At 62.2% G+C, this 26,183-nt stretch carries 23 protein-coding genes and 3 pseudogenes; 9 read left to right on the top strand and 17 right to left on the bottom strand.

Going from position 1 to position 26,183, the window contains the following annotated elements; genetic code table 11:
- Nucleotides 1–74: 74 nt before the first annotated feature.
- From ACEN2S_RS21275 to ACEN2S_RS21265, 3 genes and pseudogenes are all read right to left on the bottom strand, one after another.
- Nucleotides 75–410, bottom strand: a pseudogene (locus ACEN2S_RS21275) (transposase); the annotation flags it as partial.
- A gap of 62 nt (nt 411–472) precedes the next feature.
- Entirely contained in the window at nt 473–1,033 is a 561-nt protein-coding gene (locus tag ACEN2S_RS21270; protein WP_441870272.1) for a GNAT family N-acetyltransferase, read from the bottom strand.
- 104 nt (nt 1,034–1,137) lie between these two features.
- Nucleotides 1,138–1,602: an Lrp/AsnC family transcriptional regulator gene (locus tag ACEN2S_RS21265; protein ID WP_441870270.1), complete on the bottom strand. Its 465-nt coding sequence runs from the start codon at nt 1,600–1,602 to the stop codon at nt 1,138–1,140.
- Between the two features lie 184 nt (nt 1,603–1,786).
- Between ACEN2S_RS21265 and ACEN2S_RS21260 the strand changes: the two genes are divergently transcribed.
- The 3 genes from ACEN2S_RS21260 to ACEN2S_RS21250 are packed head-to-tail and all read left to right on the top strand — an operon-like array spanning nt 1,787 to nt 5,109.
- Nucleotides 1,787–2,944 (top strand): pyridoxal phosphate-dependent aminotransferase, encoded by a 1,158-nt coding sequence (locus tag ACEN2S_RS21260; RefSeq protein ID WP_441870268.1) that lies wholly within the window; start codon nt 1,787–1,789, stop codon nt 2,942–2,944.
- Nucleotides 2,945–2,965: 21 nt separating this feature from the next.
- The gene (panB, locus tag ACEN2S_RS21255; RefSeq protein WP_441870266.1) at nt 2,966–3,796 is read left to right on the top strand and encodes a 3-methyl-2-oxobutanoate hydroxymethyltransferase; all 831 of its coding nucleotides are present in this window, start codon (nt 2,966–2,968) and stop codon (nt 3,794–3,796) included.
- 59 nt (nt 3,797–3,855) lie between these two features.
- Nucleotides 3,856–5,109 carry an MFS transporter gene (locus ACEN2S_RS21250; RefSeq protein ID WP_441870264.1) on the top strand — a complete coding sequence of 418 codons (1,254 nt, stop codon included), beginning with the start codon at nt 3,856–3,858 and terminating at the stop codon, nt 5,107–5,109.
- A 176-nt stretch (nt 5,110–5,285) separates the two neighbouring features.
- Here ACEN2S_RS21250 and ACEN2S_RS21245 read toward each other — a convergent pair.
- Nucleotides 5,286–5,549: pseudogene (locus tag ACEN2S_RS21245) on the bottom strand (IS110 family transposase); the annotation flags it as partial.
- Between ACEN2S_RS21245 and ACEN2S_RS21240 the strand changes: the two are divergent.
- On the top strand, nt 5,493–6,095 hold the full coding sequence (locus ACEN2S_RS21240; protein ID WP_441870262.1) for an SbcC/MukB-like Walker B domain-containing protein: 603 nt from the start codon (nt 5,493–5,495) through the stop codon (nt 6,093–6,095). The pseudogene ACEN2S_RS21245 and the gene ACEN2S_RS21240 overlap by 57 nt on opposite strands.
- Here the strand turns inward: ACEN2S_RS21240 and ACEN2S_RS21235 are convergent.
- From ACEN2S_RS21235 to ACEN2S_RS21185, 11 genes are all read right to left on the bottom strand, one after another.
- Nucleotides 6,029–6,730 (bottom strand): HpcH/HpaI aldolase family protein, encoded by a 702-nt coding sequence (locus tag ACEN2S_RS21235; protein WP_441870260.1) that lies wholly within the window; start codon nt 6,728–6,730, stop codon nt 6,029–6,031. The two genes, ACEN2S_RS21240 and ACEN2S_RS21235, sit on opposite strands and share 67 nt — an antisense overlap.
- Complete coding sequence (locus ACEN2S_RS21230) at nt 6,727–7,551, bottom strand: SDR family oxidoreductase (protein ID WP_441870258.1); 825 nt, start codon at nt 7,549–7,551, stop codon at nt 6,727–6,729. Before ACEN2S_RS21230 ends, ACEN2S_RS21235 begins: the two co-directional genes overlap by 4 nt.
- 1 nt (nt 7,552) lies before the next feature.
- Nucleotides 7,553–9,217, bottom strand: a complete 1,665-nt coding sequence (locus tag ACEN2S_RS21225; protein ID WP_441870256.1) for a hydantoinase B/oxoprolinase family protein — start codon at nt 9,215–9,217, stop codon at nt 7,553–7,555.
- 5 nt (nt 9,218–9,222) lie between these two features.
- Nucleotides 9,223–11,295 (bottom strand): hydantoinase/oxoprolinase family protein, encoded by a 2,073-nt coding sequence (locus ACEN2S_RS21220; protein ID WP_441870254.1) that lies wholly within the window; start codon nt 11,293–11,295, stop codon nt 9,223–9,225.
- Between the two features lie 150 nt (nt 11,296–11,445).
- A complete protein-coding gene (locus ACEN2S_RS21215) occupies nt 11,446–12,204 on the bottom strand; it encodes a branched-chain amino acid ABC transporter ATP-binding protein (RefSeq protein WP_441870252.1) in 759 nt (252 codons plus the stop codon).
- Nucleotides 12,197–12,970: an ABC transporter ATP-binding protein gene (locus ACEN2S_RS21210; protein ID WP_441870250.1), complete on the bottom strand. Its 774-nt coding sequence runs from the start codon at nt 12,968–12,970 to the stop codon at nt 12,197–12,199. Before ACEN2S_RS21210 ends, ACEN2S_RS21215 begins: the two co-directional genes overlap by 8 nt.
- Entirely contained in the window at nt 12,967–13,980 is a 1,014-nt protein-coding gene (locus tag ACEN2S_RS21205; RefSeq protein ID WP_441870248.1) for a branched-chain amino acid ABC transporter permease, read from the bottom strand. Before ACEN2S_RS21205 ends, ACEN2S_RS21210 begins: the two co-directional genes overlap by 4 nt.
- Before the next feature lie 73 nt (nt 13,981–14,053).
- Nucleotides 14,054–14,923, bottom strand: coding sequence for a branched-chain amino acid ABC transporter permease (locus tag ACEN2S_RS21200; protein ID WP_441870246.1), 870 nt, complete (start codon nt 14,921–14,923; stop codon nt 14,054–14,056).
- A 26-nt stretch (nt 14,924–14,949) separates the two neighbouring features.
- A complete protein-coding gene (locus ACEN2S_RS21195) occupies nt 14,950–16,131 on the bottom strand; it encodes an ABC transporter substrate-binding protein (RefSeq protein WP_441870244.1) in 1,182 nt (393 codons plus the stop codon).
- Nucleotides 16,132–16,303: 172 nt separating this feature from the next.
- Complete coding sequence (gene nac / locus ACEN2S_RS21190; protein WP_441870242.1) at nt 16,304–17,242, bottom strand: nitrogen assimilation transcriptional regulator NAC; 939 nt, start codon at nt 17,240–17,242, stop codon at nt 16,304–16,306.
- 183 nt (nt 17,243–17,425) lie between these two features.
- Nucleotides 17,426–18,634: an aspartate transaminase gene (locus tag ACEN2S_RS21185; RefSeq protein ID WP_441870240.1), complete on the bottom strand. Its 1,209-nt coding sequence runs from the start codon at nt 18,632–18,634 to the stop codon at nt 17,426–17,428.
- 154 nt (nt 18,635–18,788) lie between these two features.
- Between ACEN2S_RS21185 and ACEN2S_RS21180 the strand changes: the two genes are divergently transcribed.
- On the top strand, nt 18,789–18,959 hold the full coding sequence (locus ACEN2S_RS21180) for a hypothetical protein (protein ID WP_441870238.1): 171 nt from the start codon (nt 18,789–18,791) through the stop codon (nt 18,957–18,959).
- Nucleotides 18,960–18,978: 19 nt separating this feature from the next.
- Here ACEN2S_RS21180 and ACEN2S_RS21175 read toward each other — a convergent pair.
- Nucleotides 18,979–20,532: pseudogene (locus ACEN2S_RS21175) on the bottom strand (ISL3 family transposase).
- A gap of 166 nt (nt 20,533–20,698) precedes the next feature.
- Entirely contained in the window at nt 20,699–21,619 is a 921-nt protein-coding gene (locus ACEN2S_RS21170) for a GntR family transcriptional regulator (protein WP_441870236.1), read from the bottom strand.
- Between the two features lie 344 nt (nt 21,620–21,963).
- Here ACEN2S_RS21170 and ACEN2S_RS21165 point away from each other — a divergent pair, with 344 nt between their 5' ends.
- The 4 genes from ACEN2S_RS21165 (at nt 21,964) to ACEN2S_RS21150 (ending at nt 26,141) form a co-directional block, all read left to right on the top strand.
- A complete protein-coding gene (locus ACEN2S_RS21165) occupies nt 21,964–22,953 on the top strand; it encodes a Bug family tripartite tricarboxylate transporter substrate binding protein (protein WP_441870234.1) in 990 nt (329 codons plus the stop codon).
- A 63-nt stretch (nt 22,954–23,016) separates the two neighbouring features.
- Entirely contained in the window at nt 23,017–23,448 is a 432-nt protein-coding gene (locus ACEN2S_RS21160) for a tripartite tricarboxylate transporter TctB family protein (protein WP_441870232.1), read from the top strand.
- A 9-nt stretch (nt 23,449–23,457) separates the two neighbouring features.
- Nucleotides 23,458–25,002, top strand: a complete 1,545-nt coding sequence (locus ACEN2S_RS21155) for a tripartite tricarboxylate transporter permease (protein WP_441870230.1) — start codon at nt 23,458–23,460, stop codon at nt 25,000–25,002.
- Nucleotides 25,003–25,067: 65 nt separating this feature from the next.
- On the top strand, nt 25,068–26,141 hold the full coding sequence (locus tag ACEN2S_RS21150) for an isocitrate/isopropylmalate dehydrogenase family protein (RefSeq protein ID WP_441870228.1): 1,074 nt from the start codon (nt 25,068–25,070) through the stop codon (nt 26,139–26,141).
- Nucleotides 26,142–26,183 lie beyond the last annotated feature (42 nt).

Genomic DNA, 26,183 nt, shown 5'->3' with positions numbered 1-26,183 from the left:
CCTCAGCCCGATGGAGTTCGAGGCCCGCGATATGCTAGCTTAACCTGCTGTCCACGAAACCGGCAGCAGCTCAGCTCGGCGCTCTGGGCGGCCAGGCCGACCATGATCCGGGCGAAGACCCCGTGTTCGTGGTTGCACTCAGACCAATGGCGTTTGCCACTTACCTCCAGCGCTTCCGACGGTTGTAGAGGGTCTTGGCCAGGCCATATTCCTTCGGCGCATCGCACCACCGCAACACATTGCGATTGATGAAGATTATGCCGCTCAGCACGCGACGATCATCGACGCGGGGCTCGCCCATCCTCAGGAAAACAGTCCCCCGGACTGTTTTCCGACCTTCGGATACTCGTGGGAAAGAACGGCTTGAGGCGCTCCATCTGCGCCTCGCTCAGCCAGTAAAGATTGCTCATCGATCAGATCTCCTTGCGGAGCCTGAATCACGCCAGAAGCCTGAAATCAATGGGTCTGGAGCCTAGATCAGCGGTGTCATGTGGCGATTTATTTCATCCAAACTTCGTCGGACGTTCCCTTGTGCATCGAAATTCTTATCGGCAAGGCATGCCGTGAGCGCGGCCTTTATGCCCGGCCATTCGATGTCGAGCAGTGAGAAAATCAACGTGTCGCGGTTGTGATCCTTCACCATCATATGTTGCCGCAAGTGCCCCTCCTGCCGGAACCCCAAACGCAGGGCAGCACGTTCTGACTTCACGTTCCGGCTATCGCAGCGCCACGCATACCGTCGAAGTTTCATCGTCTCGAACGCATGGCGCATCAACAGGAACAGGGATTCCGTTCCCCCTCGTGTCCGCTGCAAGGCGGGAAGAAAGAGGACATAGCCGGAGAATTGATCGGAAGCGCAGAGGCGAGCAAGGTGTTCCTGATGGGCCTGCCCGTTGGCGAATGGCCCATCTCTTAGAAATTGCCACAGTGCGTCTTTCTCCGCGCCATGCGAGGCAAGGTGGAATGCTTCGGCATGACGGCAAGGATCGAGTACGACCAGCTCGACGGATCGACCGGCGAGAGCATCCATCATTGCATGGCCTGCACTGCGAGGATGGCGAGCGGGATGGCGACCACGGCTAGCACCGTTTGAACCGAAATGATTGCCGCCATAGCAACGCGAGCCCCCGCTTGTATTCAGACCGGAAGTTCACTCGTGTCTTTGATTTTCTGCATGGGTATATCGGACTTGATATCCCTGATGCTCTTGATCCGCCCGAGTTGCTCGACCCGGAACCGCCGGTAGGCATCGAGGTCGGCGGCGACGATCTTCAGCAGGAAGTCGCAATCGCCCGACAGCATGTGACACTCGATGATCTCGGGCAGTTTCATGATGGCCTCGACGAAAGACGCGATTGTCTCCTCATCCGGCCCTTTTACCCAGACACGCGCGAACACGGTGAGGCCCATCCCAACTTTCGCCGCGTTGAGTTGCGCGGCGTAGCGCTCGATGACACCCGCTTCTTCGAGCAGGCGGACGCGACGCAGACAGGGCGATGGAGACAGGCCCACGCGCTCGGCCAGTTCGATGTTTTGAATCTTCGCCTCACGTTGCAGCGTGCGCAGTATGGCGCGATCTATCGAGTCCATTGCCTGTGGCATCTGATTGCGCTCATGTGATGGAAATCTTCCTCGGATGCCAGTATAGCATAAAATAAGCTCTGACAACGCAACCCATTCATTCTGTTCGTGGTGTATATGAATTGTCATCAATGCAAATGGCGCGGCGGCATCATCTGGATACCATCATTTGCCGCCCGCCCCCCGAGTTCAGAGGTCGACGAACATGACATTTCTATCTCAGCGCAGCGCGGTTGAGCCGTTTCGCGCCATGGACGTGATGGCCGAGGCATTCCGGCTTCGGCGTGAAGGGCGCTCGATCATCCATCTTGCCGTCGGCGAGCCGGGCGCTCCAACGCCGAAGCTCGCCCGTGCCGCAGCATCGGCTGCCCTTGAGCACGGCCGTATCGGCTATACCGAAGCCCTCGGCACTCCCGTCTTGCGTGCGCGCATTTCCCGATATTATGCCGACACCCATGGTCTGGATGTTCCTGCTGAACGGATTGTCGTCACCACCGGGTCCTCGGCTGCGTTCAACTTGGCCTTCCTGTCGTTGTTCGATGTGGGTGATCGGGTCGGACTGCCAACGCCCGGATATCCGGCCTATCGCAATATCCTGATAGCGCTCGGGCTTGAGGTGGTGGAGATTCCCACGACCGAGGACACCCGCTGGACCATCACCCCGGAGATGCTGGCGAAGGTGCAGGCTGACAAACCCCTCAAGGGATTAATCGTTGCCAGCCCGAACAACCCCAACGGCACTATGATCTCGCCCGAGGATCTGGGTGCGCTCGTGGGTGCCTGCGGCGATCTCGGCATCCGCCTCGTCATGGACGAAATCTATCACGGCCTCGTCTATGGCTTCCCGACGCAAAGCGCCCTGGCCTTCTCGGACGATGTGATCGTCATCAACAGCTTCTCGAAATACTATTGCATGACTGGCTGGCGCATTGGCTGGATGGTGGTTCCTGCCGCAATGACGCGCACGGTCGAATGTCTGGCGCAGAACATCGCGCTCAGCGTCAATGCCCTGTCCCAGATCGCCGCGACCGCCGCGCTCGATGCGACCGAAGAGCTGGAGGCGATCAAGCTCGGCTATGCCGCTAACCGCGACCTGCTGCTGAAGCGCCTGCCGGAAATCGGCCTTGGCAAGTCCCACCCTGCCGATGGCGCTTTCTACATCTATACCGATTTGAGCCATCTGACGGATGATAGCATGAGCTTCGCCTACAGGTTGCTCGCAGAGGCCGGCGTTTCTGTCGCACCCGGTGTGGATTTCGACAGCCTGCGCGGCAAAAACCATATACGCATCTCCTTCGCCGGAACGAAGGAGGACGTTTCGGAAGGCGTTGACCGGATCGCAGACTGGTTGAGCAAGGGCTGAACTCGGCGAAAGGATCAGATCATGTCAAAGCAGTCCAAAAGCAGCCGCATCACCGTCCCGCAAATCCGTGCCCGCAAGGGCGGGGAAAAGATCGTCTGCCTGACAGCCTATACAACGCCGGTTGCCGAACTGCTGGACCCGCATTGCGATCTGCTGCTCATCGGGGATTCGGTCGGCATGGTGCTGCACGGATTGCCTGGCCCTGTCGGCGTCACGCTGGACATGATGATCCTGCACGCTCAGGCCGTGATGCGCGGCAGCGAACATGCGCTGGTCGTGGTCGATCTGCCGTTTGGCAGCTATGAGCGCGGGCCGGATCAGGCATTCAAATCCGCCTCGAAGATTCTGCGCAAAACCGGATGTCCGGCCGTCAAGGTCGAAGCCTCGGAAGGTGTGGCGGAAAGCATCGCCTTTCTGGTGTCGCGCGGCATCCCGGTCATGGGCCATATCGGTTTGCGTCCGCAGGCGATGAACGTCGAGGGCGGGTTCAAGGCCAAGGGGCGCACGGCGGATGAGCGCGGGCGCATCCTTGCCGAAGCCCGCGCCGTCGATGCGGCCGGAGCTTTCGCCATACTGGTCGAAGGCGTGACGCCCGATCTGGCGGCCGAGATCACGGCTTCGGTCAGCGTGCCCACCATCGGGATCGGTGCGTCCAATGTTTGCGACGGTCAGATCCTCGTCACCGACGACATGCTGGGCCTGTTCTACTGGACCCCGAAATTCGTGCGCCGCTATGGCGACATGCGCGGCCTGATCGAGAAGGCCGTCACCCAATATGCAGATGATGTCCGCTCGGGCGCATTCCCCGACGAGCGCGAAACCTACAAGCTCGGGCCGAAGCCCGGCCCCTGAAAAGCCCGTCCTCTACCGACAGGCAGAAGGACGGCGACTGTCGATATTAGGAGATTTTGATGACGCGGATGGCTGAGCCTGCCGCAGATGGCCATCGCTGGCCGTCCGGCTTGTGGTTTCCGATCCTGGCAGGCGGTCTTATCATGGGCATGGCGCTTGGCGTTCGCCATGTGCAGGGCCTGTTCCTTTTGCCTGTCTCCATGGATCGCGGATGGTCGCGCGATACGTTCGCGCTGGCGATGGCGGTGCAGAACCTGACATGGGGGATCGCGCAACCCTTCGCCGGGATGGTCGCGGATCGGTTCGGCTCGACCAAGGTGATCATCGCCGGGCTTTTGCTCTATGCCATCGGTCTTCTTGGGATGATGCAGGCGACGACTGTGCCGCTCTTCGTGATGAGCGCGGGCATCTGCATCGGCATCGCGCAGGCGGGCACGACCTTTGGTGTGGTCTATGGGGCGATCAACCGCCTCATGCCCCCGCAGCGCCGAAGCTGGGCGCTCGGCCTTGCAAGCGCAATTGGCGGGCTGGGCCAGTTCGCTTTGGTGCCGATGACACAAAATCTGATCGGCACATGGGGATGGATGAACGCCCTTCTGATCCTTGCTGTCGTCATGCCCTTCCTGCTGCTGCTTGTGTTCCCGCTGCGGGACCGGGCGGCTAAGGCGCAGCCTGTTGGGGAATCTGTGTCGCCCATGCCGATGTCAGCCGCCATTGCGGAGGCGTTTTCGCATCGCGGGTTCTGGCTCCTGAACATCGGCTTCCTCGCCTGTGGTTTCCAGCTCACCTTCGCGGCGACCTACCTCCCGTCCTACCTGACTGACAACGGTATGAGCGCCTCGGATGGGGTCACAGCGCTGGCCCTGATCGCCCTGATGAACGTGATCGGCAGCTATCTCTTCGGCTTCTGGGGCGGAAGGATGAGCCGGAAGCACCTTCTTGCCGCCATCTACCTGGCTAGAAGCATCGCCATCGCATTGTTCATCACCGTGCCGCTGAGCCCCCCGAGTGTCTTTGTGTTCTCGGTCGTCCTCGGGTTCCTGTTCCTCGGCCCGGTGCCTCTGACCAATGGGCTGACCGCACAGATTTTCGGGGTGCGCTACATCGCTACCCTGTTCGGCTTCCTGTTCTTCAGCCATCAGCTTGGGTCGTTCTTCGGTGTTTGGGCCGGAGGCTATGTGTTCGAGGCCACAGGCTCTTATCAGGCAGGCTGGATCATCTCGATCCTGCTTGGCGTTCTCGCCGCCATTGTTCATCTGCCGATCAACGACCGCCCAATCGTTCGCGGTCCCCTGACAGCCGCCGCACCATGACCGGGCGTCCGAATAAACGAGAGGTCTGGCTACCGCTTATGGTCTTGCTCTCGCTCTGCCTGCCGGTTCTGCTGGTGTGGCGAGCGTCGGAACTGGAACTTGTATTGGCGATGTTGTCAGCGTTCTGCGGGTAGGTGTCCAACAGGCCGCCCCATCTGTTGGACCTGCACTTTGAGCTGCTGCCGCCTCACGAAAGGCCGGACATATTGCGGCGGGATGAGGCGGACCTCGTGGCCCAGTTTGCCAATCTCGCGGCCCCAGAAATGCGCGCCACCGCAGGCTTCCATTGCGACAACGCAGCTCGGCTGCCGGCTGAAGAAAGCCAGCACCTGATCCCGTCTCAGCTTCTTGCGCAAAACACCAAGCCCCGAAGCGTCAGCGCCATGCACCTGAAACACATTCTTCGCCAAGTCGAGCCCGACCGTGATTACCTCCGACATGACCGCCCTCCTTTGTGGATCGTCGCAGACCAACCTTGGCACATCGATGCCGTCGGGGGGCGGTTACATCATCAACGCCCCCTGCATGTCATCGACCAGGACATGGCGGATGAAACCCGCTCCACCCGGTCCCTGTCCAGCGGGGAGCGCTTCCTAATCTCGCTCTCCCTTGCCCTGGCCCTCTCCGGTCTTGGCGGCCGGGGCGCGCTGTCGGAGACGCTGTTCATCGACGAGGGCTTCGGCTCCCTGGATGCGGCCAGCTTGGACATGGCCATCGATGCGCTGGAGGCGCTGCAGGGGCAGGGCCGCACGATCGGGATCATCAGCCATGTAGGCGCGATGAAGGACCGGATCCCGAACCAGATCCGGGTTCGCCCGGCCGGTCCGGGACGCAGCGAGTGTAATGACCCGTTGAAACTCAGCTCATGCTACAAAGGAGAACGTGGCAATGGGCCGCAAGAGTGGCGCTGCGGTTGCGGTCAGGCCGAAATCAGCCCCCGCATCTTTTTCATGCCCGCTTGCAAGAACGGGTCGGAGTGGATGTAGAGGAACTGGCCGCCCTTGTCGGTCCAATGCGCGATATCGACTTCGCGGACCAAGGTGCCGGTGGCCAGACCCGCGGCGCGGACCTTGTCAAAGACATGTTCGATCGCTTCGACCACCTCGGCCGGGCGTGGCTCGCTCGCGGGTAGCGCCGGGGAATAGCCCATGTTCTGCGACAGATCCGACGGCCCGACGAAGAAGACATCGACGCCCTCGACCTTCAGCATCTCATCGAGATTGGCGATCGCCTCCGGGGTCTCGATCATGCAGATCACCAGCCGGTCCTCGTAGGAATGCGGCAATGCATAGCGCACGGCCTCGACGATGGCGGTGGTTTCCTCGGCGGTATTGACCATCGGCACCATCAGCCCGTCCGCCCCGGCATTCAGATAGCGGATCATCACCGGGCGTTCATGCGAATGCGGCCGCACGATCCCGGCGCCTCCGACCGAGCGGGCGGCCTGGGCATGACTGCGAATGTCGTCATGGCTCCACATGCCGTGTTCGCAATCGAGAAACACCGCATCGGCGCCCACTTCGATCATCCGCTGGGCCAGCCCCGAGGAGACGTGATGGGTGTTCAGCATGGTCAGCACTTCACCGGCCTTCAGCCGGGCGCGCAGCTTGTTTCCGATCATTTCGCGGCTCCTTTGAATGCGTCGGGCAGGTCCGGCAGGTCGGCCGGGGCACCTTGCCAGCGGGCGATTTCGAGATCGGTCGAAATATCGCGCTGGAAGGTCGGGCAGATGTGCAGCTCGGGCACGGTGGCACGGCCGGGCAGCGTGGCGCAGAGCATCACTGCCGCCGCCACATCCTCGGGCGCCAGCATCCGCGCGCGTTCTTCGGGCAGCGGCGGGCGGGCGCGGTTGTTGAGGATCGGCGTGTCCGCCTCTCCGGGCAGGATGCAGATCGAGCGCAGACCCAAGTGCCGATAGGTATTGTGCATGTAGCCCATGAAATTGCGCACCCCGGCCTTGGCCGCGCCATAGGCAGCACCGCCGAGAAGGTTGGGGTTCACTGCCGCCAGCGAGGAGACGGTGATGATCGTGCCCGCGCCGCGCGCCAGCATTGCCGGCAGAACCGCCTGCGAGAAGGTGAAGACGGCGGTCAGGTTGACGTTCACGGTCGAGAGGAACTCGGCCTCGGACAGCCAGCGCGCGTTCAGCACCTTGCTGGCGGAGCCCGCGTTGTTGATCAAGAGATCGACGCCGCCATAGCGCGCATCCAGTTCGGCCACCAGCGCGCGGATTGCGGCGCTGTCGGTGATGTCGAGCGGTGCGGTGATCGCGGTGCCGCCCGTGGTCTCGATCTCGGCCGCCAGCGCATCGAGCGGGCCTGCACGCCGCCCGCAAAGCACGACACGGGCCCCGGCCGCAGCCAGGGACAGGGCGATTTCGCGCCCCATCCCGGAACCCGCGCCGGTGATCACTGCTGTCTTGCCGGTGAGGATTGCGGCCATTCTATGCTTCCTTATGCTGATAGCCGTAGATGTCGGCCGCAGCGGCAGGCGTGACAAGCCCCAGACGCAGATCTTCGGCGATCAGATCGCGCGGACGCTCGGCTGCATTGCCCCAGCCGCCGCCGCCCGGGGTTTCCAGCGTCAGGCGATCGCCAGTGGCCAGGCTGATCTTGCCCTTCGGGAAATGCGGCGCGCCGTTCTTCAGGACCTTGCCGATCCGGCCGTCCTGCCCGCCGACCACGCCAAAGCACGGCACCTGGGTACGCTCCGAGGCCAGGTAGACCGACATCGGCGTGGCGCCCAGATTGCGCAGCACCGCGCGCTGCCCCAGACCGCCGCGGAATTTGCCGGCGCCGCCGCTGTCCGGGATCAGCTCCTTGCATTCGATCAGCACAGGCACCACCAGTTCGTACATCTCGATCGCGGTGACCTTGCAGTTCGAGGGGAAGCTGAGCGTATCAAGCCCGTCGCTGTCCGAACGGCCGCCTTGACCGCCGTGGAAGTTCTGTACCGAGCCGTATTGCGTGCCGTCGCCGCGCTGGCCGACACAGTTGGCGGCCCAGATCGGCGCGCCGCCGCTATCGCCGATCACCTCTTGCGGGGCGACGGTTTCCAGCGCCTTGAAGATCATCGAGGGGATGACATGGCCGATCAGGTTGCGCGAATTGCCCGCGGTCCAGGGTTCGGGATTGAGGATCGAGCCCAGCGGCGCCGAATCCGTGAAGGGCATGATGCAGCCTTCGTTGTTCGGCGTTTCGGGATCGAGCAGGCATTTCAGCGCATAGGCGGTATGGGCATAGCGGTAGTTGGTGCGGCAGTTGATCGAGTTCAGCACCTGATCCGAAGAGCCTGCGTAATCGACGTGGATATGGTCATCCTCCACGGTCACCGCGGCTTTCAGCACTACCGGCGGGAAATAGCCGTCCAGCGTCACTTCGCTGTTGTAGGTGCCGTTCGGCCAGTTGCGGATCGCAGCGCGGGTCTGGCGCTCGGACAGGCCATGGATCACGTCGGCGAGGCTGTCGACCTCATCCAGGTCGTATTCCTCGAGGAAACGCAGCAGCTCGCGCCCCATGACGTTGTTGGCGGCAACCATCGAGTCGAGGTCGCCCTGCACTTCGATCGGCAACCGCACTGAGGCCGCGATCATGTCGAGCACGTCCTGGTTCGGCACGCCCTTCTTATGGATCTTGACGATCGGGAAGCGGATGCCCTCTTCAAAGATGTCGCTGGCCTCGGAATGTAGGGGGCGGCCGCCGATATCGGGCAGGTGGGCGATGGAACCGGCATAGGCGATGATCTTGCCGTTCTTGTAGATCGGCGTGATCATCGTCACGTCGGGCAGGTGGCCGGTGCCGATCTCGGGGTCGTTGGTGGCCAGAACGTCGCCTTCATCCAGCATCTCGGGTTTGAATTTCGGCAAGAAGTGGTTCTGGGCCGCCGCGGGCAGCGACGAGATGAAGACCGGGATCGACCAGGTACATTGCGCCAGCGCCCGGCCGCGGCTGTCCAAGAGCACGGTCACATAGTCGTGGTTTTCCCGGACGATCGGCGAAAAGGCGGTGCGCCCCAGCACGTTGTCGGCTTGGTCGGCGATGAAGATCAGGCGGTTCCACATCACCTGAAGGGTAATCGGATCGGTCAGATCGGCTTTGAGTTTCCGCATCTTGCTTACTCCTGGATATCGATGATGAGGTTGCCTTTGGCATCGACATGCGCGGTGCCTTCCGGGCCCATCACGATGCTCGACTCGCGCTGTTCGATGATGGCGGGCCCGGAGATCGGTAGGTCGACGGGCAGCGCATAGTGATCATAGATCGGGGTCTCGACCGCAGCACCGAGGCTGTCGAAATAGACGCTGCGGTGGCCTTTCAGCGGCTGCGGGCCGACGACTTCGGCGACCGGGCGGCGGGCTTGCGCCTTCTGGCCGCTGGCACGCATCCGCCAAGTGATGATTTCGAGGCTCGAGTTTTCGACCTTACGGCCGAAGAGTTCGATGTAATGCGCGTAGAAGCGCGCCTCGAGTTCAGCCAGGAACTCGGCTTCGGGCAGGTCGAGGTCAGGCAGGGTGACGCTGATCTCATGGCCCTGACCGACATGGCGCATGTCGACGGTGTAGCGATAGTCGATGGTGTCGGCGGCAACGCCAGCAGCGGTGACAACTTCGGCACCTTGTTGCGCCAGATCAGCCAGCATCGGTTGGACGACGGCGGCATCCCAAGCGGCCAGGGTCATCGGCCGCGAGGCCGACACATCGACCGCGACCGGGGCGATCATCAGGCCCAGAGCTGAGGTCACGCCCGCGCCGGTCGGGCAGATGATCCGGGTGATGCCGAGCTTGCGGGCGATGCCATAGGCATGGACCGGACCGGCGCCGCCAAAAGCCACCATCGGCAGCTGCCGCGGATCGACGCCAAGGTCGGTCGCATGCATCGCGGCGGCTTTCGACATCGCTTCGTTCACCAGGTCATGGATGCCCCAGGCGCAGCGTTCGCGGCTGACGCCCAATTCTGCCGCCAGCTTGTCGATGGCGGCAATCGCCGCGTCTTTCGACACTTTAAACGAACCACCGACGAAGTTTTCGGTGCCCATATAGCCCAGAACGATGTCGGCATCGGTCACGGTCGGCTCGGTGCCGCCGCGCTGATAGGCCGCCGGACCCGGCAGCGCCCCGGCCGAGCGCGGGCCGACATTCAGCAGGCCGAGCGGGTTCTTGGCCGCGATCGAGCCGCCGCCTGCGCCGATCTCGATCATGTGGATCGACTGGATCTTCAGCGGGAAGCCCGAACCTTTTCGGAAGCGGTGGTAATGCGCCACTTCAAGCTCGGAACCGATGGTCGGCTCGCCATTCGGGATTAGGCATAGCTTGGCGGTGGTGCCGCCCATGTCGAAAGACAGCACGCTGGTTTCACCGGCGATGCGGCCGAATTCGGCGGCAGCCACCGCGCCCGCGGCGGGGCCGGATTCGATCAGCCGAACCGGCAGTTTCGCGGCGCGCGGGCTCGGCACCAGGCCTCCCGACGAGGTCATCCACAGCATGTCGCGATCAATGCCGCGTTCGGCAAAAGCGCGGCCCAGCTCGTCCACATGCTTTTCCATCAGCGGCCGGGTATAGGCATTGGCCACCGTGGTCGAGGCGCGGTCGAACTCGCGGACCTCGGGGCAGACATCCGACGAGATGGTGACAAAGACATCTGGCGCGGTTTCTGCGAGCACTGCGCGGACGCGGCGTTCGTGGTCGGGGTATTTATAGGCATGCAGCAGGCAGACGGCGACCGATTTGATGCCGCGGGCCACCAGTTCGCGGCCCAGTTCGCGGATCTTTTCTTCGTCAAGCTCGGTGATCACCACGCCTTCGGCGGTCAGGCGTTCGACCGCGCCGAAGGTCTCGGCCCGGCTGACCAGCGGTGCCGGATACTGGATCTTCAGATCATAAAGGTCATAGCGGCCTTCGTTGCGGATGCGCAGGATGTCCTGGAAGCCGTCGGTGGTGATCAGGCCGGTTTCGGCGCCGCGACGTTCGAGGACGGCATTGGTAACGACGGTGGTGGCGCCCAGAACCTGCAGGGTATCGCGGCTGACCGTGTCTTTGTAGCGGGCCAGCAGTTCGCTGACGCCCTGGATCACCGCATCGGCGGGGTTGAGCGGGGTGGAGAGCACCTTGTGCAGGTGCAGATCGCCTGCATCGTCAAGAAGCGCGAAGTCGGTGAAGGTACCGCCGGTATCGAAAGCAAGTTTCGCCATGGAAGGGATCCTAAGGTTCGTTGGCAAACGGAGGCCCTGCCGCGGAAAGTCCGCGGATGCATCCGTGAGGAAGAGAGAGGATGGGGGCTCGCGCCGATGATGCCCCCAGTCTAGCGGGGCGTGCCCGGCGCGGGCCAACAGGGGCTTTGTCTACGGCAATAGCGTTTCCGTATGGCCAGCGGTTTCGCTGCGCATCTTGCCGGTCAGGAACAGCTCGCCCAGTTCGTCATGCGAAATCTCGGCGGGTTTGCCGTCCCAGATCACTTCGCCGAGGCGTAGGATCACCGCGCGATCGGCGACCTCCATCGCCTTGCGGGTGTTTTGCTCGACCAGCAGGATGGTCAAGCCGGTATCGCGCAACCGCAGCAGCTCGTCGAAGACGATGCCGACCGCCGCGGGCGAAAGCCCGACCGAGGGTTCATCGACCAGCAGCATTTTCGGACGTTGCAGCACCGCCATTGCCACTTCGAGCAATTGCTGTTCGCCGCCCGACAAATTGCCCGCCAGCGTGCCGCGGCGCTTTTTCAGCGAGGGGAACAGCTCGTAGACATAATCGCGGTCGGTCTTCACCTTGTCATCGCGGATCGTGTAGGCCGCCATTTCAAGGTTTTCCTGCACCGTCATCAGCGGGAAGTTGCAGCGTCCCTGCGGCACATAGGAAATGCCGCTGCCTAGGATGCTGCGGGTCGAGGCGCCTCCGATGTCGCGGCCCTGCCAGGTGATCGCGCCGCCCTTGAAGGTGGTCATGCCAAAGATCGTCTTCAGCAAGGTGGATTTCCCGGCGCCGTTCGGTCCCATCAGGGCGACGAACTGGCCCTGCGGCACATCGAGCGTGACGCCGTTCAGAATGTCGAGCGTGGCATAGCCCGCGCGCAGGTCGCGAAGCGACAGGGTGATGTTGTCAGCCACCAAGATAGGCCTCCCGCACATGTTTGTTGGCGATCACCTCGGCCGGGGTGCCCTCGCAGAGCTTACGGCCCTGGTCGAGCACGATGGCGCGCGAGCACAGGCTCGTAACGACATCGATGTTGTGCTCGATGATTAGGAAGCTGACGCCCATTTCGCGGTTGGCGTAGCGGATCGTATCCACCACCCGCTCGATCAGCTTGGGGTTGATCCCCGCCATCGGCTCATCCAGCATGATCAGCCGCGGATCGGGCATCAGCATCGAAGCGAACTGGATCAGCTTTTGCTGGCCGCCCGAGAGATTGCCCGCCGCCATATGCGCGACATGGCCAAGGCCGGTCAGCTCGATCAGTTCGCGGGCGTGTTTGCGCAGACCCTCTACCCGGTTGCGGGTGCCGCGGCCGATGCCAAAGGTCGAGAGCACGTTCGGAAAGGTGAACATCTGCCCGGCGATCACCAGGTTTTCCTCGATGTTCAGCTTTTTGAACACCACGGTCTTCTGGAAGCTGCGGAGCATCCGGCCTTCGCGAGCGATGCGGTTCAGCGACCAGTTGGTGATGTCCAGACCTTCGAGCGTGACCGTGCCGCTGTCGGGGGTGGAAAGGCCAGTGGCGCAATCGAAGAAGGTCGACTTGCCCGAGCCGTTCGGGCCGATCAGGCCCAGGATCTCGCCGTGGTCGATGTGCAGATCTACCGCATCCACCGCTTTCACCGCGCCATAGCTCTTGGTCAGGCCGCGGATATCAAGAACGGAAACCTTGCCGCTCATGCGCTGCCCTCCTTTTTCTTCTGGCCACCGGCCCAGTCCCAGGCCTTTTGCAGATAGGGGGCAAAGCCCTGCGGGAAGCGGAAGACGAGGATCAGGAGGCAGAGCCCATAGGCAATCATCCGCAGTTCCGGCGCGACGCGCAGCCCTTCGGAAAGTGCCACGAACAGGATGGCGCCGAAGATCACGCCCGAGATCGAGCCCGCACCGCCGCCCAGCACGATGATCAGCATGGTGGTGGTATAGAGCGTCTGGAACATCAGCGGGCTGGCGACCGAGATGTAGTGCACATAGAGGCTGCCCCCGGCCCCGGCAAAACCGGCGGCTATGACAAAGGCGGCCAGACGGTATTTCCAGGTCGGCACGCCCAGCGATTCCGCCAGAATTTCATTTTCGCGGATCGCGATGAAATTGCGGCCAGCGGGCGAGCGCACGATCAGCCAGAAGATCCAGGTGGCGAGCGCGGCAAGGCCCAGAGCGAGGTAATAGGTCTCGACCGGGTTGTTCGCGGTCCAGCTGTAGCCGCCAAGGCTCAGCACGGGTTTCGCGACATTCGACAGGCCCATGTCGCCGCGGGTGACGCTGATCCAGTTCTTCGACACCGCCTGGCTGATGATAACGAAGCCCAGGGTACACATCACGAAAGAGGTTGTGCGCAGCCGCAGTGCCGGGATGCCGACCGGGATGGCGATGATCCCGGCGGCGACCGTGGCCACCACGATGTTGACCGGGAACGAGGTGCCCAGATGCAGCGACATCAGGGCCGAGACATAGGCGCCCAGCCCGAAGAAGGCAGCCTGGGCCAGTGACAGCATGCCGGTGTAACCGACAAGAAGGTTCAGCCCATGCGCGGGCAGCAGGAAGATCATGGCGATCACCAGCGCATGGACGGCATAGGTGCCCAGCACCATCGGTGCAGCGAGCGCCACCACCGCCAGGCCGATCGCGATCGGCAGCCGCAGCGCGCGCCCGGGGGCGGCAGCCGTGGCAGGGGAAAGGGGGGAATTCGTCATCAGGTGTCTCTCTGGGAATGGAGGGCGGCGCCGGGGAAGGAAGGGGACGGCGCCGCCGTCTGATGGGGGCCGGTCAGAACCGCGCCTTCGACGAGAAGAGCCCATGCGGACGCCACAGGAGCATCAGGATGAGGGTGATGAAGCCGACCGAGTCGCGGTATTGAAGGCCGAAGTAGCCCGCCACCACGGTCTCGGCGATGCCCAGGATCAGCGCCGCGACCAGCGTGCCGCGCACATTGCCCAGGCCGCCCATCACGATGATCGGCAGGGTCTTGAAGGTGATGATCTCACCCATGCCGCCATAGACCGAGACGTTGACCGGCGCGGTCAGCACGCCCGAAAAGGCGGCTAGGCCGGTGCCGAGGACAAAGGTCGACAGCACGACCTTTTTCACGTCGATCCCCACAACTTCGCAGGCTTCGATGTTTTGCGACACGGCGCGCATCGCCTTGCCGATCCGGCTGAAACCGACCAGCAATTCGAGCCCGAGGAAGACCAGCGCACAGACCAGGATGATCAGGAGCCGCTGCTGGGCAATGCCGATATCGCCGAAGAAAACCGGCTCGATATAGCCTGCCGAGAAGAACTTGTAGCTGCCGCCGAAGATCAGGATCACGCTGTTTTGCAGCACGAGCGAGACCCCGAGCGTGGCCACCACGCTCGCCTCGACCGGCACGCCGATCATCCGTTCCATGACCAGCTTGCCGATGCCATAGGCGATCAGCATGGTCACCGCCACCCCGACAAGGATGGCGGCAGGGTAAGGCAGGCCAAGCGCGCTGGTCGCATACCATCCCCCGAAGGTGCCGAGCATGTAATATTCGCCATGCGCGAAGTTGATCGCCCGCAGGACGCCAAAGATCATGGTCATGCCGACCGCGACAATGGCGTAGACCGCGCCGGTCGACACACCATTCAGGATCTGTTCAATCAGGATATACATCGCGTTACCGCCTTACCCTCAAGTTCTCAGTTCGCGGTGTAATCGACGACACCCGCGACCGAGCCGGTCACCACCGGAGCGCTGTCCTTGATTTCCAGCAGCAGCATCGGGCGGATCGCCTGGTGGTGATCGTCAAAGGTGATCTCGCCCATCGGGCCTTCGAATTTCACCTTTTCCAGCGCGGCCACCACGGCATCGCTGTCGGTGCTGTCGGCCTCGTCGATCGCCTGGGCCAGCAGATGCACGGTTTCCCAATGGCCATAGGCGTGGTTGTTCGGCTCTTCGCCGTCATAGGCGGCCTCATAGGTGCTCACGAAAGCTTTCGAGCCTTCGCTGTCATAGGCGGGCAGCCAAGCGGCGGCTTCGATGGCATTTTCCATCGCCTTCGGCGCGGCTTCGATGGTGGCCGCGGCCGAGAATTCACCGTTGCCGATCAGTGGCAGCTTGCCCGCAAGGCCGGTCTCGATCATCTGCCGCGCGACGATCGGGGTGGTATCGGCCAGACCATACATCAAGATCGCATCGGCACCCGAGGTGCGGATCTTGGTCAGCACGGCGCGGAAATCTACCTCGCCCTCTTTGTAATAATCTTCCGAGACCAGTTCGACGCCGAGATCGGCGATGTATTTCTTGGTGAAATCGATGGCGCCGCGGCCATAGTCGCTATCCACCGAGAGCACGGCGAATTTCTTCAGGCCCTTTTCGGTGGCATATTTCGCCACCGACAGCGCGCGAATCTCGTCGGTCGGGTAGTTGCGGAACGAATATTTGTAGCCGCCGACACCCGCCTTGTAGGTGATCTGCGGGTTCGAGGAGGCGGCATTGACCAGCACGACCTTGGCTTCTTCGACCAGCGGCTGCATCGCCAGCGTGACCGAGGAGCAGATGTCGCCGATGATGAAGTCGACCTTGTCCTGATTCAGCAGGCGTTGCGTCGCCGAGACGCCCTCGACCGGGGTGCAGACGCTGTCGGCGGGGATGATTTCGACTTTGCGGCCGTCAATACCGCCGGCATCATTGATTTCCTTGGCGGCCAGTTCGGCGCCGCGCTGTGCGAAGGTACCATAACGGGCATTGGCGCCGGAATTGGGCGAGACGAGGCCGATCTTGATCGGCGCTTCCTCGGCGAAAGCCGGGAGGGCGAGGGCGGCACAGATCGCCAGGACACTGGCGCGCGCCATGTGGCGATAAGCAAAAGTGGTATTCATTATTCTTCCCCGTTGTTCAGTGAAGGATTCGGCGGATATGCCGATGGCGCGATGGTCGTTGTCATCAGATTGCCACATGCCCACGGTGACGCAGGCACGCGGCTTTTCCCAAAACATAGCCCATCTAGGCGTATTCGATTTTCTTATGGCGGGCGCGTTGGTCTGTGATCGATCAGATGGCGCTCAGCCCGGCATGGGTCTGTTCCATCAGCTCGGCCACGACTTTCAGTAGCACTGCCTTCACTGCCAGGGCTGGTTCGCTCATTGGCGTGGGGTCGGGGGTGCAGAGCGAGACATTGGCCTGAATCGCCGGTTTCACCAGCTGATGGATCCGCGCGCCTTCCAGACCCGCGGTGCCACTGGCCACCGACATAGGCAGAATCGACGCCCCGATACCTGACCGCACCGCCGCCGCCAGCGCCGCCACGGATTCGATCTCGGCGACAACTTCCGGGGTGATCCGGGCGCGGCCAAAGGCCTCGTCGATCAGCTTGCGCAGGAAATGGCCGCGGCCGGGCAGGACCAACGGCACCTCGGCCAGGTGCCGCAACTCGACCGGGCCGGGGCCGAAGTGATCGGCGGGAAATGCCGGGCCGGTGACCAGAAACAGTTCCTCGGAGAACAGGGGTTGCAGATGGGTGCCCTTGATCGGCTGACTGGCATAGATCACCGCCATATCCATCCGGCCGCTCATCACCAACTCGCTGAGGATCTGGCCGAAGCTGTCGTTGATATGGATGGTAATGCCCGGATGCAGGCGGCGGACCTCCTGAATGATCGGCAGCGACAGCGTCGAGGTGGTAGAATAGGTGGCCAGACCGATCGAGACATGGCCGGCCAGCGCCTCGGAGGCGCGGCTCACGTCAAGTGTCACCTGCTCCAGATGCTTCAGCATGAATTGCGCATGGCGATAGAGTACCAGCCCGGCCTGCGTTGCCGAAACGCCGCTGTTCGAGCGGATCAGCAGTTGCTGGCCGAAGTGCTGTTCGAGCGCCGCGATCTGCTGGCTGAGCGCCGGTTGCGCGGTGTTCAATAGCCCCGCCGCGCGCGAGATGCTGCCCGCGTCGACGATTTTGACAAAGCTCTGCAGCTTGCGGAAATCAATGATCACTCTGGTTCCTCAATTCGGGCGGGACGCCGGGGGGCATCATAGCGCGCCATATCGAAAACCAATAGTCATCCAAAAGGCCGGGTGTGGGGCCACCGGCATCGCCGTAACCGGCCCGGGCCCAAATCGGCACGGGGCACGCAGATGAACCGCGCGCCCCGGCGGGCCAACTCAATGGGGAGGGGATCAGGCCAGCGCGCGGCAGGCGGCATCGATCCGGTCACAGGCAGCATCGATGATCTCGACAGAGGTGGCGGTCGAGATGCGGAAATAGGGCTCCAGCCCATAGGCCGCGCCATGCACCGCGGCAACGCCCGCTTCGTCGAGCAGGTAGAGAACGAAGTCGAGGTCGTTGGCGATCACCTTGCCAGCCGGGGTGGTCTTGCCGATGGCGCCGGCGCAGCTGGCGTAAAGGTAGAAGGCGCCCTCGGGCTGGCGGCAGGACAGGCCGGGGATCGCATTGATCCGGGCCACGGCGCGATCACGGCGGTGACGATAGGCGGCGACCTGCTCGGCCACGCTGCCCTGGTCGCCGGTCAGCGCCACCGCGGCGGCGGCCTGGCTCATCGAGGCAGGGCAAGAGGCCATCTGCGATTGCAACTTGTTGATCGCATTGATCAATGGCAGCGGGCCTACGCCATAGCCGATGCGCCAGCCGGTCATCGCATGGGATTTCGACACGCCATTGACCATCAGCGCGCGCTCGGCCAGTTTCGGGCAGGCAGAGACGATGCTGGTGGCGGCGAAATCTGCAAACCAGATCCGGTCATAGATTTCATCACAGAGCACCCAGACATGCGGGTGGCGCGCCAGAACCGCACCGAGCGCTTGCAGTTCCGGCGGGGTATAGGCGACGCCGGTCGGGTTCGACGGCGAGTTCATTATGAACCAGCGGGTGTTCGGCGTGATCGCTGCTTCCAGTTGTTCCGGGGTGATCTTGAAGTCCTGCGTCTCGGGGCAGGTCACGATCACCGGGGTGCCGCCATTGGCAACGACCATATCGGGGTAGGACACCCAATAGGGCGCGGGGATGATCACCTCGCCGCCGTTCTCGACTGAGGCCATCAGCGCCACGAACAGGATCTGCTTGGCGCCGCCGCCCACACAGATCTGGTCCAGCCCGCAGGTGATACCCAGTCGGCCGGAGAAATCGTGCTGGATCGCCTTGCGCAGCGCGACGGTGCCATTGACCGAGGTATATTTGGTGTCACCCGCCTGAATCGCCGCGATGGCGGCATCCTTGATCGAGGTCGGGGTGTCGAAATCGGGCTCGCCGATGGTCAGGTTCAGGATGTCGCGTCCGGCGGCCTGCAACTCGCGCACCTTTTGCGCCGCGGCGGTGGTGGGCGAGATCTTGATGTCTGAAACGCGCTTGGCGGGGTGGAACGGGGTCATCATGCCTCCACTGGATCAGGGCGCCGGTTGCGGCGCTTTGATCCAGATTAGGCCGGTCTCTCCCGGCTGCCTTGGGGCAAAGCCGGTCTGGGGGTATAAGATTTTCCGATAGCGGGGCCGATGAGCAGAGTTCGCGGCTTTGTTGCCGATATCGGTGACGATGCTTCACTGTAATGACAATGCTGATGAAATGGCGATCGGGGCGCTGCAGGCGACCAAATCCTCGGGCATGGATCTCGACAAGGTGGTGATCGCTGGCATCGATGGTGGTCGCGATGCGCTGGCGGCGATTCAGGTGTCAATCGGCAGGCAATCTTGGCTCTGACTCAATTTCTGTGGCGCGGTCATGCCGAATGCTGAAGGCGCGCCAGAAGAAGGTCGATACCTGCAGCGCCATACATCTGCCGTTTCAACATCTTCAGCCTGTTGATCTGGCCTTCTGTCTGGCCGTTGGACCAAGGCTCGCGCAGCGCCGCCGCAACCGCGTCCAGATCGGCGGAGAGTCCGCGCGCAAAGGCTGCCAGTCCGGACGTCTTTGCTTGATCCAACCAAGCTGCCAGCCCGCTCTCCTCGCCATTGCGGATCATGGAGGTAAAGGCGTCAAGGAGCCGACGGTCCTGCGCCAGTTGCGGCAAAGCATGTTCGATCTGCGCGACGCATATGCTGTCCGTCAACGAGAGGTGGTGCCGACCAGAGGTCATCATGCGGGCGATCTTGCGGCTCGGAGGACTTTTGCCTGAGCCGTGCGGGATGGCAGCCTCGGCTCGGCGCTGGCGCGTGGCCCATTCGCCGACCACGCGGAGACTTCCTTTGAATCCGTGCGCTCGCAGCCGGCGCCAGAGTTCGGCGCCATTGCGACATCCGTCCTGCCAATGCTGTTCGAGCAGCGGGAACCAAGGTGTCAGGCTGCTTTGGCGCAGCCGGAAAACGTCTTCCCGTTCGCCGCGCAGGACGCGCCGAACCAAGCCCCGGCTCAGACCAGTGACCCGGACGATCCGCTTGATGGGCACGCCTTCGGCCCCCATCCGCTGGATCAGCACGTTGGTTTTCTGACGCCGCTGAAAGCCTTCGAATTGCAGGCGTTCCGCTGCCGTCAGAGTGCCGGGATCCAGTTCAGCGCTGCAGACCGTTCTTCTTATGATGGGCATGGCTCGACGGACGGCGGCCAGAAACACATCGCTCGCGTTCTGCAGGAGATGCCAACGGTCGGCAACTTGGGTCGCATCAGGAAGCGCTTCGGAAATCGCCTGCCTGTATCCGCCGTTCCGGTCTCGCGCGACGACCTCGATCTGCGGATGCTGACGCAGCCAGGCAGCGACGGTCGCTGGCTCGCGATCCGGCAGCAGGTCGATGACGGCCCGCCGTTCGAGATCTCAGATCAGCGTTCCATAGCGCTGTCCCTTGCGCCAGGCCCAGTCATCGATCCCGATGGCGCGTGGTTCAGAGCCCATGGTCCGCGCACCTGACGCAGCCCCGCGGAGGAAGGTATCCTTGCTCACACCGAACCGCAGTCGGCGTCCAAGTGCCTGGGCTGGCCGACCGCCCATCGCGCGGCCGAGGTAGGCGACGAGGTCCTGAAATCGCCCGGTCCGACGACCATGACGGCACGCAAGGCAATCCGGGACTTTCTCGCTGAAAGTCGTGATGGAACAGTGCGACGCGACACAGCGGAACCGTCGCACCGATAAGCGCACCTGAACGGCGCGACCATGCGCTGGAAAATCCATCAGGTGCCGGACATAACGTCCATGCCGACGGGAGGACCGCTGCCCGCAGCCCGGACAAATTACTTCCGCCTCCATAATTTCTGCGTCAATCGCGAGGGTCGCGCCGTCCACGCTGTATCCGGTGGCGCGAAGCCCTTCAGGCAACAACTTGGTGTCGAAACGCCGTGTCATGATGATCATCCCCTTCAGCATCTGCGCCAAATGTAGGAGTGGAGCTGTCAAACATCACACAATGTGCGCCAGAGCCAAAATTGCACGCCTGTTCACACCTTTCTCCACCCATGTCCGCCACAATAGATGCGGTTTGGTCGGAAGGCAGTGCATCCCATTGGCTCAGTCAACGAGACAGCATTACCTCGCGCGCTTGCGTTGACCAAGTCCAGGCGATTGGCGATTTTCGTTTCAGCGCGCCGCCGAGGTGACGCCTCATGAAATAGGATGCCTCAGCGATCTCTCCACGCTCCAGCAGCGACAGGATCTCCAAATGCTCGCCGCATTGTTCCAGCAGTCGTTCTCGGTTGATCTTGGCGCGATATTCCATCAGCCGCCGCATTCGGTTGACCCGTTGCAGTGCGCTAAAGAAGAAGGGATTGTTGGACATCCGAATGAGTTCTTCGTGAAAATCGGAGCCGTTTGATAGCAGGCGTTCCTGCGGCATCGAGGCTACCCCCCCCTCGATCATCCGCTCTTGCGTGCGGCGCAATTCCGCGATGGCTGTTCGGTTAATCTCAAATGAGGGTTCAAGCATCGCCGCGGGTTCGATGGCCATGCGAAACCGATAGATTTCGTCAAAGGCTTCGGCGGTTTTCGCGACGGGCAGAAGATGCCAGCCGTATCCTTCGCGGCGCTCTGCCCATCCTTCGCGGGTGGCGCGAGCCAGTATCTCAAGCACGCCCGCTTTGGTCAGGCTATAGCGCTGTCTGAGCGCTTGCTCGGTGACGACATCCGGCAACCTGTCCGTTAGCCAATCCTCGGCGAAGTTTTGGTAAATGTCTCGCTCCTGTGTCGCTTGAGCGACCAATTCATCCACCGCCTCACTAGGGATCGTTTCCGCAACGAAGTAGCCCCGATTGGGATGATGAACCAGAAAACCCATCTGTTCCAACAAGATCAGCGCTTCGCGCACCGGCGTTCGCGACACATTATAGCGATTTGCAACCTGTTGAGTGCGGATATGTGCCCCCAAAGCAATGTCTCCCGCCACGATGTCCTGCGCCAGCCTGGTCGAAATTTTGCCGGAGAGCTCGTTCGAAAGCACCTTTTCGTCTCCTAGTTTAGCGGGTTCACATTGCGCGAGCCCCTTCAGGGTCGCCGTCGATGACCTTGTGGCGAGCCCGTTGGAAAATGCAAGTGGATTGTATGCGATGTTTATTATCGTTGAAAAATCCACGACCCGGACGAAAGATCGGCGATGGCGGCGTCGCGGGGTTCTTTGAGTAATCGTATGAAAATAGATACTTATGCGCAATACTCGGCGGCAGATCTGGATGGATGAGTAGCTGCTTAGTCATGGGCTCGAATTCATATTGGCTTTTGGTGTTTTTATATGCAATATGGTTTCGGGCGGATTCGCGCCCCTAAAACACTCTGGGAGGAGACACCGTGATCAAGAAAATCGCCCCAGTGGGCTTCGTGCTGGCCCTGATCGGTGGCGGCATCGCCGCGCCGGCCGTCGCAGCCGATTTCAAGCCCGAAAACCCGGAATGTATCGCGCCTTCTGCGCCTGGTGGCGGCTGGGATTTCATCTGTCGCACGACTGCGAAATATCTCTTTGATCTCAAAGAACTCGACGGGATGATGCAGGTCACCAACATGACCGGCGGTGGCGGCGGTGTGGCCTTTGCCTATATCACGGGCGAGCATAACGCAGATGACAACGTGATCGTCGCGGCGTCGAACTCGACCAGCGCGCGGATCGCGCAGGGTGAATTCCAGGGCGCCGCGCCGGATCAGGTGCATTGGCTGGCCACCTTCGGGACCGAATATGGCGCCATCGCGGTTGCCAAGGACTCGAAATACCAGACGCTGAATGAACTGATGGATGCGGTGCTGAATGACCCGCGCTCGGTTTCCTTCGCGGGTGGTTCGGCGATGGGCGGCTATGACCACCTCAAGCCGCTGATGCTGGGCAAGGCGGCGGGCGTCGAGGACGTCAAGGCCATGAAATACATCGCCTTCTCGGGCGGGGGTGAGGCGATGACCGGCCTGCTGTCGGGCTCGGTCGATGCGGTTTCGGGCGATTTCTCGGAAATCCGCGGCTTCATGGAATCGGGCGATGTACGGGTGCTGGCGGTCATGTCGCCGGAGCGTCTGCCGGATATCCCGGATGTGCCGACCGCCAAGGAACAGGGCTATGACGTGATCGGCGCCAACTGGCGCGGCCTTTACATGCCGAAAGATGCCTCGGATGACGCCAAGGCGTTCTGGTCGGATGCGATCAAGAAGATGACCGAGGATCCGGCGTTCCAGGATACGCTGAAGGCGGCCTCGATCGTCCCCTTCAACAATTTCGGCGCTGACATGGACAAGTTCATTGCCGAGAATATCGCCCAGATCACCGAGATCTCGCGCGAAATCGGCATCATCCAGTGATCGCCACGGGGGGCGGTGCGCTGCATCGCCTCCCGTTCCCGTTCTTTCACACATGAGGACGCTATGAGCGACCGCATCTTCGGCGGCGTCGGGCTTTTGCTTGCTGCCTTCTATATCTGGGCCGCCTCGATCATCCCGACCAGTTTCATGGACGACGCCATCGGCTCGCGGACTTTCCCCTATATCATCGGCACCGCGCTGGCGCTGTGTTCGCTGGTGTTCATCCTGCGCCCGGATGATGAACCGCATTGGCCGAACTTCGCCAATTTTGCCGAGATCCTTTTCGCGGCGGCAGTGATGTTCCTTTACGCCAAGTTACTGCCAGTTCTGGGTTTCATCATCGCCACCTTCGGTGCCACCACCTATCTGGGCTGGCGGCTCGGCTCGCGGCCACTGGGCGCGGTCATGACCGGCGTTGGCGCGTCGATCGGCATCTATGTCGTCTTCCACCTTGTTCTTGGTCTGTCGCTGGCCAAGGGCCCCTTCGGTTTTTGAGGCGCCATCATGGACACTCTTCATTCCCTTGCCGACGGATTTGCAGTCGCGATGACCTGGCAGAACCTGGCGCTGGCGCTGATCGGCAGTTTCCTTGGTACGCTGATGGGCGCGCTGCCGGGGCTCGGACCGGCCAATGGCGTGGCCATCCTGATCCCCATCGCCTTTTCGCTGGGTCTGGGGCCGACGCCCGCACTGATCCTGCTGACCTCGGTTTATTACGGTTGCATGTATGGCGGGCGGATCAGCTCGATCCTCCTGAACATTCCGGGCGATGAGCCGGCGATGATGACCTGTCTCGACGGCTATCCAATGGCCCAGCAGGGCAAGGCCGGGCAGGCGCTATCGATCTCGGGCATTGCCTCTTTCGTCGGCAGCTTCTTTGCAACCTGGGGCCTGGTGTTTCTGGCGCCGCAGCTGGTTAAGATCGCGCTCCTGTTCGGCCCAGCGGAATACTTCGCGCTGTTCACCTTGGCTTTCGCGACTCTGGGCGGGCTGTCCTCGACGAACCAGGCCAAGGCAGCCTTTGCCGCGGCCTTCGGCCTTGCCATCGCTATGATCGGCATTGACGAACAGACCGGCGTGCCGCGTTTCACGTTTGGCGAGATGCATCTTTATGACGGCATCGACTTTCTTGTAGCTATCGTTGGTTTGTTTGCGCTGTCGGAGGTGTTCGTCTTCCTTGAAGAGCATCGTGGCGGTGGAGCGAGTGGTACAAAAGTCACGCAGATCGGTCGGCTGTTGCCAGATTTCGGGTTGCTGCGCCGCTCGATCCCGACGATGGCCCGCTCGACTGTAATCGGCTTTTTGGCTGGTGTGCTGCCCGGGGCGGGGGCCTCGCTGGGTTCTTTCCTGTCCTATTCGGTCGAGAAAATGGTTAGCGATCCGAAAGGCGAGACCTTTGGCAAGGGTGACCCGCGTGGTGTGATCGCGCCGGAGGTCGGCAACAATGCAGCTGCCGGCGGGGCGTTGGTGCCGATGCTGTCCCTCGGTGTGCCTGGGTCCGGAACCACGGCGGTTCTATTGGCGGTGCTATTGTCGCTGAACATCACCCCAGGGCCGCTTCTGTTCACACGTAACCCGGAAGTGGTTTGGGGCTTGATTGCGGCGCTGTTCATCGGCAATGCCATGCTCTTGATCCTGAATATCCCGATGGTTGGACTGTTCTCGCGAGTGCTCATGATCCCGTCGCGGATTCTGATGCCGGTGGTGGCGATGATTTCCTTCGTCGGGATCTACGGCATTTCGCGTTCGAGCTTCGATCTGATGATGATGGTGGGCTTTGGCCTGCTCGGCTGGGTGCTGCGCAAACTGCAGGTGCCGTTGGTGCCGATCATCTTGGGCATCCTGCTCGGCAACGAGATGGAAGTGAACCTGCGCCGCGCCATGGCGATCTCGGATGGTGATTGGTCGATCCTGCTGGGTAGCCCGCTGGCGATCGTGCTCTGGATCATCGTCGTGGTTGGCTTTGTCCTGCCGATTATCCTCGGCCGTCGCCTGAAGTCGAAGATCTCTGCAAACCGTCCGGCTGCCGAAGTGGCCGAAGGCGACTGATCGTTCCCCGACCGGCAGGTCCGGTCGGGTCCCCCTTCCTCCCCCAATCTGACACGGAGAATACCATGCGTATCATGACGCTGCCCTGTGACGGCATCGGTCCCGAAATCATGGCCGCCACCCTCGAAGTGGTCGAGGCCGCGAACCAGAAATTCGATCTGGGCCTGACCTTCTACGAAGAGGAATCCGGCTTTACCTCGCTGAAAAAGCACGGCATCACCCTGCGCGAAGAGGTGCTGGACCGCGCCCGCACCGAATTCGACGGCGTGATCCTCGGCACCCAATCGCATATGGATTATCCGCCGGTGGCCGAAGGCGGCCGCAATGTCTCGGCCGGGTTCCGCATCGGACTTGACCTCTACGCCAATGTGCGCCCCGCCCGGTCCCGCGACTTTCTGCCGAACAAGGCACCGGGTATGGATCTGGTGATCATGCGCGAGGCGACCGAGGGCTTTTATCCCGACCGCAACATGTTCCGCGGCGTGGGCGAGATGATGCCCGACCGTGACATGGCGCTGTCGGTGCGCAAGATCACCCGCCACGGCTCGATGCGGATCTGCCGAGAGGCGTTCAAGCTTGCCATGCAGCGGACAAAGAAAGTGGTGGCGATCCATAAGGCCAACTCTTTCCTGATGACCGATGGCCTGTTCCTGGAATGCTTCCGCGAAGTCGCGAAGGACTTCCCTGAGGTCGAGGCCGACGACAAGATCGTTGACGCTTTCGCCGCGCTGCTGGTGCGTCAGCCCGAGAAATATGACGTGGTCGTCACCACCAATTTCTACGGCGACATCCTGTCCGACCTCGCTTCGGAACTCTCCGGCTCGCTGGGTCTGGCCGGGTCGATCAACGCCAATGCCGAAACCGGCCTGTGCTGCGCCCAGGCCCAGCACGGTTCGGCCCCCGATATCGCGGGCAAGAACGTGGCCAACCCGACCTCGCTGATCCTGTCGGCGGCGATGATGCTCAGCTGGCTGGGTGAACAGCGCGGTATCGACAAGCTGATGCAGGCTGGTGCCGCCATCGCGCAAGCGGTGGATGCGGTGCTGGACGATCCGGCCAAACGCACCCGCGACACCGGCGGCAGCGTGAACACCGATGCTTTTGGCCGTTTTGTCGCTGAAGCGGTTCGGGCTGCCTGATCGGTCGACAAGACTTGCGGGGGGTGGAACGCGCCGCCCCTC

The organism is Phaeovulum sp. W22_SRMD_FR3, assembly GCF_052113705.1.
GTDB lineage: Bacteria > Pseudomonadota > Alphaproteobacteria > Rhodobacterales > Rhodobacteraceae > JBGQOG01.
This window is presented reverse-complemented; position numbering and strand designations above follow the sequence as displayed.